Origin of the sequence: Tepidibacter sp., assembly GCF_025210165.1 — a bacterium.
Classification (GTDB): domain Bacteria; phylum Bacillota; class Clostridia; order Peptostreptococcales; family Peptostreptococcaceae; genus Tepidibacter_A.
Genome location: NZ_JAOASI010000009.1, coordinates 55,387 through 69,841 on the forward strand (window position 1 = coordinate 55,387; position 14,455 = coordinate 69,841).

Sequence of the window (14,455 nt, forward strand, 5' to 3'; positions counted from 1 at the left end):
TTACGTCTAGGTGTTTTCTGGATAATTTTTTTATTCATATATGAAATTTTTATTTTAAAGTTCTATAGATTAATTTATCCCAACACTGTAATACTGTAGTATTATTTAGGTGCAATTTACTTTTCTATTTTATAGTGTATTTTTCCTTTTTCTCGTTAATCATATACCAAATTACAATTCTCCCCCCAATGCTTTTTGCATTAATGGTTTAAATTAAGTTGTATTACTTTAAATTTTTCTCAGCATCTTTCCTCTGTATAGTGTAATAATATAATACATTTATTATTTTATCATCAACATCTAATTCGTCTAAGTTTTCAAAATTATTAGTATGAATTATTTCTTTTGTAATCTTCAATTGCTCAGGTGATAGACTTTTAAATTTTGTCCACCATTTATTTGTAATTCCATTGTTTTTATAATACATTCTATAAACAATAAGTGCTTCTGGCATATATAACAATTTTTCAAATTCTTCTTCATTTTTTCCAAACGCCTCTTCAAAAAAACTTCTTCCTCTCCCTATTTTGCCTTTTGTAGAGTTCAAAATAGCTTGTATGGCTCTAATATACTTTCTATTCCAATGTTTTCCTATATATGTTCTATTATTAAAATATTCATGATCAGTTATTGGATGATATTTCATAGGAAATGAATAAATACTAATTCCTAATTCTTCACACAAATCTATATTCATTTTTAGTCTATAAAATAATTCAATTGGTTTGTCATTATAATTATATAATAAATAGTTAGACATATTTGTAATCCTATAGTTAGCAGCTATTCTAATTGCTTTTTCATAAATATTTCTTATTCCCCATGTGTCAAAAGCAATTCTTAATGGTCTAATTGGAATTTCCGATAATTTTTTCATTCTTTCGTCCGTTAATAGCTTAGCTTCTAAACCTTGATTAAAATCGACATATCTAACTTTAGGTTTTTTTGAATATATTTTTTCAAAATAAGGCTTAAAATAGTAATGAATTGCTAATATATTATCTTTAGTTGCTATCACTTCATCTAATAGATTATATTCTTTTAATAACTCATATGCTTCAGATTGCTTCTCTTCCGAAAGTTTTTTCATAAGTTCCTTATAATGCTTTATAATACATTTTATATAACCTCTATTATTATAGTCATTTTTAAGTGCCTTGATCGCTACTTCATACTTGTTAGGTTCAATGAATTTTGTTTTTTTATCAAATCCAGATGCTTTGATTTCATCAATAATTTATCAAATTTTTCTGAAGCTAAAACATTGTTATCTAATAGTAATAAATTTCTTTTTTCTCCAAATTTGTCTCTTACATATTCAATTTGTCCTTGCATTCCAATATATCCGTTATATTCCGGCTCTATTATAGGCACCAGACAAAAAGAGCATCTGTTAATACAGCCCCTCGTCATATATCCATAGTATCCATCATTTTCTGGATAAGTATAATCTATTTCTTCCAGTATAGAATAATCTAGTGGTAAATTATCTATAATAATATCGTTATCATCTAAAATTCCGGGTTCATTTAACAATCCAGACCACGGTTTTATCCCTGTAGCTTTCTCTAGCTCATTTGGCAAGACGCTAGCTGCTACTCCTCCAACATGAACTTGATCTTTAAATTTGCATAACTCCTTAAATGAATTAATCGTTTCAACAGTCTTTTTCCAATGAAATGTAAATAATGTGCTAATACAAATTCTATCCCAACTTGGATTTTCTAAATAATTTTTCTTTCTATAGTAGTCTTTGTAATACATTAGATTTTCTGGTACAAACTTACTTTCAGATAATGAAGTTAAAAACTTTAAATCCTCTTTAAACCCCCTCTTTATAAATCGTTGAATCTTGTCCTTATATTTAAACCATTCAACATTATCATCAATATTATATAGTTTTTTTATCAATTCCTTGTATATTTCTCTAATTACAAATTCTTTAAATTCACCTTTATAGAACACAACATCATCACCTAATTGTCTATGATATGTTGCTAATTTCATAAGTCCCATAGGCGGATATTTATTTTTATAATTTGGTTCTACCAATAATACTTTTCTAGTCATTATTTTTTCAACTCACTCTGTATTTTTTTTATCAATTCGTCACTTGTGTCAGGTGGTAACATATCTTTTATCACAGCATAAATTTTTTCAACAATCTTTCGCTCTCCTTTTCGCAACTTGCTTAACTCTGAAGTTATATATGCTTTCTTTTTTTGTTTTATACTACTCTTTATCTCCTTATCTTCTTTAGCCTTCTCTTTTATATTATCTACCGAATTAGTATGCTCTTTTTCATAAGCTTGCATAACTCTCTCAAGTACATTATTAGATTTAGACTTTTCTTTAAATTTTCCAATTTTTTTTTCTGCATTTTGTGCATCACTTTTTATTTTCTTTAATTCTTCTTCAACTTACTTTTTTCATCTCTATTAACAAAAAGTTTACTTTCAAATTCTTCACTTTTTTCTTCATAAACTTTCATTTTTTTAAAAGAATTTTTTACTGTATTTGCATCATGATAAATATGATGTAGAGTATTTTTAAAAAAATACTCTAATTCTGCGTCAAACTCAACTCTTGTATCATTTTCATTAAAATAATCACGCCTTGCGTTAGGAACTAAATCTTTATGAACAGCATGAACTTCTCCTACATAATATCCATTACCTCTATTTTCCCTAAAAAATTTGTCTAATGTTGTTGCATCACCTATTTGAATATTTTCTTTTCTTAACCTGATACTCTTCATTTCATTAGATCCACTCGGGATATTTTTTTTAAATCCACTTACACCAAACCAAAGCCAAGCTAGAAGTTCACCCTTACTATTATATAGTTCCTTAAATTCAATATCATATAGTTGATCATACATTTTATATGTTTTACTTTCATATAATTTATCTTTGTATCTTTTTTGAATATCATCACCATTTACTAAAATTTGATATTCATCAACTTTATATCCTTTAGAATCAATGTATTCTTTTATCTTATTTGAATATAAAAAATCTATATTATACGGCACTGGAGCATTACATGCTATATATTGACAAATTTTATTTTCGTCAAGTAACTCACTGTTTTCACTTTTTATATCAATCATTTCTACTGTAAAAAAATGTTCACTTTCATTACACTTTATAGTCTCATACTCTATAATTTCAGCTAATATTTCCTCTGCACTTTTACTCACATCAGGATTATCAATTAACTCTCGACACCTTTTAGCATTCCAAGTCATTACTGTTTTCTCATCTTCTCCTTTATAAGAGGTTATAAATTTTAATCTATCACAGTAGGCTAAACCACCTAATCTTCCTATTCCTCTGAAACCTTTATTCTCTCCCTTTTTTTTATCTGAATCAGCTATATCTCCTAATTTTTTAGCTACATCACACGCTTTAATTCCTGTAGCATTATCATATATTAATATATTTCTATTTCTATCATCTATTTGTATTAATATATATAGTTCTTCACTATCAAACAAATTTTCACTTCTAGCCTTATCTATTTGATCAGCTGCATTTTGAATATATTCTCTATAAATAATTTTAGAATCTTCATACATTCCAGTAGTAAGATTTTCAATAACATTTTTACCTATTTTTATATTAGACATTTTATACCCCCACCTATTTAAACTGCTTATATATTGGTTTTGGAAACTTTATACTTAGCAATGACCTGAATATAGGGTTCTGTATTATATATTCACCTTGTTTCAATCTCGTCATCATACTTTTGTAAACTGCTGGAACATATTTATAATCACCCTTAGCTAACTCAATAGCATTAGTTCTTCCATAAGCAGCTGTTGAACTATTTCCTGTAACTCTTTGATGTATTGCACTTCTAAACTGTTCTGCTCCAAATAAGATAACACCCAAAGATCTACCTCTTTCTGCTATATCTAATATCTGCCTTAATATAGGAGAATTTTTAGGAACTTCACTAGAAGCAAACTTATTTAATTCATCTATGAAAATAACAATTTTTGAAGGTAAGTCACTATTTTCAGGATCTTTTTCACCAAGTTGTAGATTGTATATTTCTCTTATAGCATTTCCAAAAACATATGCTTGCATGTCTGTATTAAGTTTTGCAATGTCTATCACAAAAACATCATTTTTTTTGATTTCTGAAATTTTTTCAGCAATCCTAATTTCTGCATTAGCAGATTTAACAGGAGAAAACAACTCATTCTCTCTAATTGATTTTTTTATCATTCTAGTGAATTTTCTCCAAGATTGAACAGTTATCTCTTTTCCATACTGATAATTATTACTTGATTCACACATTTTATCAAGTTCTTCGATAAAGTCTGACCAACCTTCAATTCTACCAAAATTCCCATAACCATTAATTATATAGTTTAGAATGGAATCCATTGTCTGATTACTATCATCTATATTTGCAAACATTAAATCCAAACTATCTTTGTCATATTCATATTCAAATTTATATTTAAAAGCTTTTTTAACAGCTATTTGTTTATCTAGCAACGATTTTTCAGCATATGTATTTGAAACTCGCCTTCCGGAACATGGATATAGATAGGTGACATTTTTAAATGGTTCAGTTGATAACCCTAACATATTATATAGTGATTTAACTTCTTTTTCATCTTGTTTATTTCTTTCTATACTATCATAATCATTGAAATTATTAGGTTCATCTATAGCTAATAAGTCTTTCCCTTTAACATTAAATACAACAAAAGCAACATTCTCGTTTGTTTCATCTTCACTTTGTGCTAAACATTTATCTTGAATAGCTTTTAATAAAAACATAGCATACGAAGTTTTTGAAGCTAGTCCTGAAATACCTGATATATTTAAGTGAGCTCCCTCTGGACCAATTAAAAATTTAGAATCAATGTGTACAGGTAAGGTTATTTTATCACTCTCACTAGCATTTTCATACATTTCTAAATAACCACATACTAAAGGATTTTTTATATTTTTAAGTCCTAATGCATAAGAAACTTCATCTTTTGTAGCCATATAAACTTTAGAATTACTTTGTACAGGTATAAATATATTTTTATCATTACCAACGACTTTAGCTTTAACGTAGTTCATACCTATCCTCATTGTATTTTCTTCAGCTGACACATCACCAAAATCATTAGATATAAAACTGGATAAAAAGCTAGCTGAATCAGTAATATGAGATATTTCTTCTATTACTGCATACGTACTACTTTTCTTAACATGATCAACCTTTACTACATCAAAAGGATTTAATATTAAATCTTTCTTTGTCCAAAATCCAAACTCATCTATCGTAGTAGGTACTTTTTCAGTTGCTATTACTTTTCCTATTAAACTCATTTTTTTCTCTCCCTCTAAAATAATTGCATGAATAAATTATTACTTATATAATTACTCTTTACGTAAGACTCTGTTAGATATATAGGGTATAAGTGATTTGCCCATCTACTATCATGTCCATAACATACAGGATTTCTTTCATTGATTAAATGAGCAGATATATGGTTTATCAAGTCAGTATCGACACCATTATCAATTTCGCCTTCTTTAATTACAATTTTTTCCACTTTTAATATACCATCAAATACATTCGTCGTATATTCTGCTTTCCTTATTCTAATATACCAAATAGTAAAGTAAATGTTTCCTGCGATTTTAGATTGATACATGTAAGCTGGTGTTCGTTCATATAGTTTTAATCCTGCTATAATATCTGAATTTGACTTTCCACCTTTTACTAAACATTTTGTTGGATTAAAAGACTTCGATACACCTAGAACATATTTATAATGATTTTTTATATGTTTATCTTTTAAATTCTTACCTTTTTTATTAGTTACAACTTTATATTCCAATGAACCATCCTTTATAAGCCAGTTATATTGATTAAGTTTATACTGAGAAGCTAATTCTGCCACTGCATCTTTTTCAAGTTCAATCATATAGTCTTGAATAACCGCAATACCTTTCTTCTCAGGAGAATCATCTGATATAGGTTTTTTATAATATAGTACCTTGTCAAAATTAAAGTCATATCCTAATATACTTTTTTTTCTTTATTTATTTTCTGTAGAAGATCATCGCAAAAATTCTGCATTCCCCACTCACTACCACTGGCATTACGAGGAACTACAATCACCATTTTTCTTTCAATCTTTTCCTTAGTCATTGTTTTATCTACTCTTTTGCAACAACCAACTCCTATCTGACCTGCTAGAATAGGCAAAACATTCTTTTCATAAGATATATCATCAACTTTGTATGTATGTCTTGATCCATCCAAAAAATATGTAAAAATAGATTTCTGTCCTTTTAATTTATCAGCTCTTTCTTTTAAGTTTATAGGTTTTTGAGGCTTAGTTGTTTCACCGAAATTTTTCCAAATAACTTCTCTCTCTTCTTCATATTCTATTGCAGAAGAGTTTATCACATCATGACAATATCTATGCGATTTATATCTTTTCCCCTGAGTTTCTTTAGAAACTATATCTATAACACTTTTTTTGTTTATCATTTAGTTTAATACCTCACTTTGAATTACTTAGGTTTATTTATTCTTGTTATATAGCACCATAACAATATCACCTTTAAAATATATCTATATTCTAGTTCGATACTTTGATTGACTTATTTCTGAACCCTTTATTATAAAAATCTTTCTTTTTCGTGTATCTCTATAGTATCATTTATAATTCTACCAATTATTTAAAATTCCGATATTAATTTAGCTTTTTAGCAATCTTTTTATATATAATTATAACGTTAAAAAATATTAATTGTAAACCTATCTTTGTTAATACTTCCAAAGAATTCACTCGAAATTCCGCTTGGTAAATTCAACACAAAAAAATAGGGATTATAAAAATGTTAGCTACTTTTGATTAATATTTTGCTATAAAACTTAGATTGTGACGTTTGAATATCCGTTAAGAAAGTTCGTTGTCCGACCAACGGGAGTTTAGAACTTTTAGGATATTCAATAAGTCACAATCTCTAGTTTTATCAAAATATTAATTAAGTAGCGGTATTTTTATAAGCCCTATTTTTCGCTTAACCACCCAATCCTACTTAGAATATATATTCCTACAATTAGTCTCCTTAACTAAAAACACAAATCCATACCCCACAAGAACACTCAAAAAGCAATACATAAACGCCTTATTATAAAGCTCAACACTACCTAAAGTAGCTGAATACTTATCAAATACTCCTCCAAGTACAGATGGCATAATAGCAGCTCCAAAAAATCCTCCTATATTAACAACAGAAGTTGATATACCAGCTATCTCAGGTGGATTTATCTCCTTTGAACATGCCCATCCAAGTACAAACGTAGAACAAGTAAATCCTAGAGTAAATAATACAAGCTTTAAAATATTAGTATCAAGTCTTCCTCCAAAAGCTATAGCACCCCAACAAGCTAAATAAACACTTCCAAATATCATCATAGGAGTCTTTCTCTTTCTCATCTTATCAGAAATACCTCCAATAAATATACTTCCAATAGCTAGTCCCAAAACAGGAAGTATCATATAATTAGAAGCTTGTATCTTAGACACATTATATACATCAGTTATATATCCATTTCCCCAGGCTCCAGTCAACGAAACAAATGCTCCAAAGAATCCTGCAAATATAAAAAATCCTGGCCACGTTCTAGGATTAGTCATAACCTGTATAACTGCTTGTCCCATATTAACCTTACTTCTATTAACATTCTTTATACTGATACCTTCAATCTCACTAATAGATGGATACCCCTTATCTCTTGGATCATTTCTAACTATCATATAGCAAAGTGCACTTACTATTACAGAAAATACACCCATAACAACAAAAGAATTTCTCCAAGTTATAGCTGCAACAAGTAGTGCAAGAGGAGTTTGAGCTATTATTCCTCCTAAATTTCCTACAAAAGAAGTAATACCAGACATTATTCCAAATTCACTTTCCTTAAACCAAACAGATTGTATCTTAAGTATAGGTATGAATACAACAGATACACCAATACCTACAAGTAATCTTCCTACAAATGCCCAAAATATACTAGGCGCCATACCAAATATTATAGATCCTATTCCAGATAATAACACACCTATTGAAACAGTCTTTCTAGCACCTAATGAATCCGCTAACATACCAGCAGGAATCTGCATTATCATATAAGCATAAAAATACATAGCTCCTAAATTTGCAAATGTAGTTTTCGAAATATTAAATTCATTTATTAAATCATCTTTAACAACCCCAGCTGCCAATCTATGAAAAAATACTATAATATATGCAAATGCTAGTATCCCCCATACAATCCACCTGTATTTCATCATTTTTTCTACCCTGTTTTTGTCCAAAACCTCACAAGCTTTTGCCTCATTAAATTCTGCCATATAACCCTCCCCCTCTGTTAAAATATTCGTATAGAAATAAATTGTGTGACCTTTATAAAGCCACACAATTTATACTTAATTCTATAATACTTTTTCCTTTAATCCACTGTCAAGACCTTTCTTTATAGCTTTAGTATTTAACTCTATGAATCTTTCTTTAACATTATCTTTTAATGCCTTATCCCAATCTATCTCTTCAATTCCTAATGACTTAATAAGTCCACCAAGCATTATTATATTTTGAGCCTTTATATTTCCAAGTTCTATAGCTTCATTAGCTGCATCTATAACCGTTACATCATCATACTTTGATTCTATTTTTTCAATTATATCTTCTGGGTATGCTTCTTTTCCTGATAAAACAGTTGCTGATGGAATAGAATAATCATTTATTACAATCTTTCCACCTGGCTTTAAATACTCTAACCATCTTAAAGCCTCTACTCTTTCAAATGCTACTATTATATCCGCTTGACCTTTTCCTATTATAGGTGAGTATACTTTTTCTCCATATCTTACCTGAGTTGTAACACTTCCCCCTCTTTGTGCCATACCGTGAACCTCAGACATCTTAACATCGTATCCTGAATCTATTAATCCGCTAGATAATACTTTTGAAGCTAGTATTATTCCTTGTCCCCCAACACCTACTAATAAAACATTGTTTACCTTACTCATATTATTCACCAACCCTTTCTATAGCATCAAACGGGCATACTTGAGCACATACGCTACATCCAACGCACATAGTCTTATCTATCTTAGCATATTCATCAAATGAGATTGCAGGACATCCTGTCTTTACACACATCTTACACTTTTTACACTTATCTTCTTTTACTTCATAAGATTTAGGTGTACAGTCAAATCTCTCTTTATCTTCTTTAGAGAATTTCTTAAGTACACAAGGCCATTGTGTTATTATTACTGATGGTTCATCAGATGCAAGAGCATTATTTAAAGCTTCTTCATTTTCCTTTAAGTTAAGAGGATTAACAACTGTAACATTTTTAATTCCTATAGATTTACATAAATTTGGTATATCTATTTGATTAGTTTCCTCTCCCATTAAAGTATATCCTGTTCCTGGATTTTGTTGGTGTCCTGTCATACCAGTTATTCTGTTGTCTAATATTATAGTTACTGAGTTTCCTTTATTGTATATAACATCTATTAAGCTTAATATTCCTGTATGGAAGAATGTTGAATCCCCTATAACGCTTACTACCTTCTTGTCTACATTATGGAAGTTAAACGCCTTTTGAGCACCATGACCTGCACTAATAGATGCTCCCATACAAATACAAGTATCCATAGCATTAAGAGGTTCTGCAGATCCTAGAGTATAACATCCTATATCACCTGTAATCATTACATTCTTCTTTTTAGATAAAGTATAGAATAATCCTCTATGTGGACATCCTGCACATAATGTTGGAGGTCTATTAATTACATCTTCCTTAAGTTCAGCAACAGCGGCTGCAACTTCGCTTTTTATTCCTAAAAGAGAACTTGCTATGATATCTGGATTTAACTCTCCTATATTAGATATCTTTTCTTTTCCTATACAATCAATTCCTCTAGCCTTTAATTGTTCTTCTATATAAGGCTCTAATTCTTCTATAACATATAAAGTTTCTACTTCTTTAGCAAAATCTTCTATCTTCTTAAATGGAAGCGGATGAGTGAATCCTAACTTAAGATAAGAAACCTCATCACCAAATACTTCCTTAGCATATTGATAAGATATACCAGAAGTTATAACTCCTACCTTTTTATCATTCCATTCTATTTTATTTAAGTGAGTTTCATTACTGAACTCTTCCATTTTCTTCAATTTATCTTCAACAACAACATGTAACTTTTTACCATTAGCTGGAGTTGCTACAAACTTAGATATATTTTTAGTATATGGCTTAATTCCTACTTCTTCTTTATCATTAAATTCAACCAAAGTCTTAGAATGACATATTCTAGTTGTTACTCTATATAAAACAGGTACATCAAATTTTTCTGATATTTCCATAGCATCCTTCATGAAATCCTTTGCCTCTTGTGAATCACTAGGTTCTATCATTGCAATTTTAGCAAACTTAGCATAATATCTGTTATCCTGTTCATTTTGAGATGAATGCATTCCTGGATCATCTGCAGTTACTAGTACCATTCCTCCATTAACACCAGTGTAACCAAAAGTCATAAGAGGGTCAGCTGCAACATTAACTCCAACATGCTTCATGGCAGCAAGTGATCTTGCTCCTGCTATAGATGCTCCTATAGCAACTTCAAGAGCTACCTTTTCATTCGGAGCCCACTCTGAATAAATATCTTTATATAAAGCTACATTTTCAAGTACCTCAGTAGATGGAGTCCCTGGATATGCACAAGCTATACTTCCACCTGCTTCATAAAATCCTCTGGCAATAGCTTCATTACCTGTCATAAGTTTTTTCATTATAAATTCCCCCTTATTTAAGCATGTTTTTTATTTTCTTCTAATACTTCATTTAATGCATCTATAAATTTTTGAATTTGCTCTTTAGTTCCTGTACTAACTCTTAACCAATCTTTCCAGTTCCAAAGATAGCCAGGTCTAACTATAATTCCTTTCTTAAGCAATTCTTCAAATACTATTTTTGAATCAAATCCAACATTTACAAATATAAAGTTTGAATTAGACTTTATATACTCCATATTGTTTTCTTCAAAGTATTTTTCCATCATGTTCATACACTCATAATTAAGTGATACAGTTTTATCTATATGATCACTATCATTTAAAGCTCCTATTCCTGCTGCTTGAGCCAATCTATTAACATGGAATACCATTTTCATCTTATTCATAGCACTAGCTATTTCGCTTGATGTAAGTAAGTATCCAACCCTTACTGACGCAATTCCTGCAACCTTTGAAAATGTTCTAAGTATAATTGTATTTGGTCTTTTTCTTAGTATTTCTAAAGAATCTGGATACTTATCATTCTTTATAGCATACTCATAATAAGCTTCATCAAATACTAAAACTACATTTTCTGGAGTATTTTTTACTAAATAATCAATATCATCTTTTGTCATTATGTTTCCAGTTGGATTGTTTGGATTACATACATAAATTAATTTTGTCTTATCATTAATTTTTTGAACAAACTTTTCAAAATCATGCTTATAATCTTTAAGGTCTATTTGATGAGCAACTCCACCCATAAAAAGAACTTCACTTGCATATTTTCCAAATGTAGGATTAGCCATTATAGCCTCATCACCTTCATTTATAAAAGTTTGTGCTATTATTTTTAAAAGCTCTTCCCCACCATTACCAACAACTATATTCTCATGCTTTAAATTATATTTTTCACATAATCCATCTTTTAACTTAGTACAGTTAGGGTCTGGATATATATGTATATTATTTAACTCTTTCTTAATCTCCTCTATAGCCTTTGGAGATGGTCCTATTGGATTTTCATTAGATGCAAGCTTTTCAATATCCTCAAGTCCTAATTCCTTCTTTAATTCATCTACAGACTTTCCAGGTATATATGGTTTTATAGAAGCTACTTCTTTTCTAAATAGATTTTCATTCATTATTTTCAACCCCTCTATTTTAAAGTAAAACTTAATTCATATGTGGTTTTCAAGATATCTTAAAGCGTTTATAGAATATTAAGAATTATCTCTATATTAAATCAAGCAAGTTTTATGCCAACCTAGTTTCACTATAAAAAATATCTATTTTTACAAATATATAGGTGACTCATATAGGCAATAATGCTTAATAGACTTTATTTTTTTAAATAATTTCAAGTATAGTTCTTAAATTAGATAAAAAGAAAAATGGGTTAAAAGGTATTATTAACAATACCTTTTAACCCATTCTTAAGTGTTCAACAACTTTAATTCCATATTTAGTTATATTAGTTCCACGTCTTCCTTTATTTATATCTACCATCATAAATTTCTCAAGATTTATAAGTATAAGCCTTATCTCTTGCTCACTTATAAATATACCTTCATTCTTAGCTTTATTGTATAAAGTTCTTCTTCCAAGCCTTTTCTCATTTTTGTAACCATCCTCAAGTTCTTTCAATATAAATATATATTTATATTCATCTTTTCCAACATCTTCTCTAAATCTATCTAATAGCTGTTTTTCATGATGATTAAATACTATAAAATTTGAATTTTCATCTTCTTTAAAGGGCAAGTCATCTATATCTATATAATCAATACCTATATTAGAAAAATATTCTATATAATTTTTTAGTTCTCGTATATTTCCTCTCCATGTATGATCTATAAGTTTTTCTTTGGCTCTCTGAGTTAAGTTAAAATCATACGCTGATTTTTTTTTCATTTCATTCATTATAGTCAATATATCTTCTTTTCTATTTCTAAGAGGTGGAATTTTTAGGGGAAGTACATTAAGCCTATAATATAAATCCTCTCTAAAGTCACCTTTTTTAACCATTTCTTTTAAGTTTCTATTAGTAGCAGCTATAAGTCTTATATTTACCTTTATAAGCCTGTCTCCACCTATTCTCATAACTTCCCTTTCTTGCAATACTCTAAGTAGTCTTTGCTGCAAATTTATAGGCATTTCACCTATTTCATCTAAAAATAAAGTTCCATTATGTGCAAGTTCAAAGAGTCCTGGCTTTCCCCCTTTTCTAGCTCCTGTAAAAGCACCTTCTTCATATCCAAACAGTTCACTTTCTAACAGACTCTCTGGAAAAGCTCCACAGTTGATAGCTACAAACTGATAATTTTTTCTTGAAGAATTATTATGTATAGCCTGTGCAAATAATTCTTTACCAGTTCCACTTTCTCCACTTATAAGTATTGATGAATCTGATGTAGACATTCTAATTGCTATGTCCTTTGTCTTATTTATAATATCACTACTTCCAATTATATCCTCAAACCTATACTTAGCTTTATGACCCTTACCTATTAATTGTGCTCTTAATTTATGCTGCTTTATTTCTGTGTCGCTAAATCTTTTTAGTACGACTATTGCTCCATATTGTTTATTTGAATGTATTATAGGATGTATAGATACTACTACGTCATATCCATTTATTTTTATAAGCTTTTCTTTTATCGGCCTTAAGTTTTTTATAGAATTGTTAAATGGTATAGTAGATAAAATTTCATCTATATATTTTCCTACTATTTCTTCTTTTTTATAACCTATAATAGTTTGTGAATTTTTATTACAAGAATATATTTGCCCATTTGAATCAGCTGCTATTATTCCATCATCTGAAACTTGACGTAATATATCAAGTTGACTTTCAAATTTATTGGTTCGTCCCATAACATTAGAAAGTCCCACATCCTTTGTCACTATTTCTTTATAGCTTTTTTTTATATCCTGCCTTTGCAATATATCCAATAAGTTTAGCTTTACACCTATATCTATAATTGTACTAATATCTAATAATGCATTTCCTATATTTATAGTATTGTAATTTTCATTTTCATAATCTTTAAATACTATAACCTCATTGTCTTCTATATCTTTTTTGACACTTTCACATATAGGTATAAGGTCTATGTGTCTAATTCCAAGTTGATATATTACACATGTCATTTGAAGGGCCATCTGATAATTATGGTCTAATAGATAAACTTTATTACCAGATTTTATATTCATAATTTTTTCAAATGCATTCTTTGATATTGTTCTATTTAATATAACTAATTCAGCTTTATTTTTTATATACTTTTTTATAATTTGAAATATATTATAAGACGATACTAAAATTACATCTGAATTTATATCATTATCTATTTCATCAACGCAAAACTTTTCAATTTCTATATTTTGTGAGAATAAGCTCTTTATCTGTTCATAATAGGTATTGATTTCTGATAAAGTATAGCTTATTATGCTTATTTTTTTCATTCCTCTCACCTTTTCTTTTGTATTTTAAGTTAACTTTAAGATATTTTTGACATCTAATTTTTCTTAGATTTTATGGGTTATTAAAAATTTTATATAATAATTAAAAATATAATTGTACTTCATGTATAGTTTGGGTATAATATAAGTATATTGTA

12 protein-coding genes are annotated in these 14,455 nt (G+C 28.8%); all 12 read right to left on the reverse strand.

The genetic code is table 11. The features are described 5' to 3' along the window. Positions 1-223: 223 nt before the first annotated feature. Complete coding sequence (locus tag N4A48_RS00865; RefSeq protein WP_293663784.1) at positions 224-1,090, reverse strand: hypothetical protein; 867 nt, start codon at positions 1,088-1,090, stop codon at positions 224-226. A 74-nt stretch (positions 1,091-1,164) separates the two neighbouring features. Then, positions 1,165-2,070 (reverse strand): hypothetical protein, encoded by a 906-nt coding sequence (locus tag N4A48_RS00870; protein ID WP_293663785.1) that lies wholly within the window; start codon positions 2,068-2,070, stop codon positions 1,165-1,167. After that, a complete protein-coding gene (locus N4A48_RS00875; RefSeq protein WP_293663786.1) occupies positions 2,070-2,315 on the reverse strand; it encodes a hypothetical protein in 246 nt (81 codons plus the stop codon). The genes N4A48_RS00870 and N4A48_RS00875 overlap by 1 nt, the downstream gene beginning before the upstream one ends. A gap of 89 nt (positions 2,316-2,404) precedes the next feature. Then, entirely contained in the window at positions 2,405-3,631 is a 1,227-nt protein-coding gene (locus N4A48_RS00880) for an ATP-binding protein (RefSeq protein ID WP_293663787.1), read from the reverse strand. Positions 3,632-3,644: 13 nt separating this feature from the next. Continuing rightward, complete coding sequence (locus N4A48_RS00885) at positions 3,645-5,345, reverse strand: ATP-binding protein (protein WP_293663788.1); 1,701 nt, start codon at positions 5,343-5,345, stop codon at positions 3,645-3,647. Between the two features lie 14 nt (positions 5,346-5,359). Further along, entirely contained in the window at positions 5,360-5,947 is a 588-nt protein-coding gene (locus N4A48_RS00890) for a hypothetical protein (protein WP_293663789.1), read from the reverse strand. A gap of 95 nt (positions 5,948-6,042) precedes the next feature. Next, positions 6,043-6,519: a hypothetical protein gene (locus N4A48_RS00895; protein ID WP_293663790.1), complete on the reverse strand. Its 477-nt coding sequence runs from the start codon at positions 6,517-6,519 to the stop codon at positions 6,043-6,045. 550 nt (positions 6,520-7,069) lie between these two features. After that, positions 7,070-8,392: an MFS transporter gene (locus N4A48_RS00900; RefSeq protein ID WP_293663791.1), complete on the reverse strand. Its 1,323-nt coding sequence runs from the start codon at positions 8,390-8,392 to the stop codon at positions 7,070-7,072. A gap of 81 nt (positions 8,393-8,473) precedes the next feature. Beyond that, positions 8,474-9,070, reverse strand: coding sequence for an indolepyruvate oxidoreductase subunit beta (locus N4A48_RS00905; protein WP_293663792.1), 597 nt, complete (start codon positions 9,068-9,070; stop codon positions 8,474-8,476). A gap of 1 nt (position 9,071) precedes the next feature. Further along, complete coding sequence (iorA, locus tag N4A48_RS00910) at positions 9,072-10,847, reverse strand: indolepyruvate ferredoxin oxidoreductase subunit alpha (protein WP_293663793.1); 1,776 nt, start codon at positions 10,845-10,847, stop codon at positions 9,072-9,074. A gap of 17 nt (positions 10,848-10,864) precedes the next feature. After that, positions 10,865-11,977 (reverse strand): histidinol-phosphate transaminase, encoded by a 1,113-nt coding sequence (gene hisC, locus N4A48_RS00915; protein WP_293663794.1) that lies wholly within the window; start codon positions 11,975-11,977, stop codon positions 10,865-10,867. 280 nt (positions 11,978-12,257) lie between these two features. Then, positions 12,258-14,300, reverse strand: coding sequence for a sigma-54 interaction domain-containing protein (locus N4A48_RS00920; protein WP_293663795.1), 2,043 nt, complete (start codon positions 14,298-14,300; stop codon positions 12,258-12,260). Between the last annotated feature and the right edge of the window lie 155 nt (positions 14,301-14,455).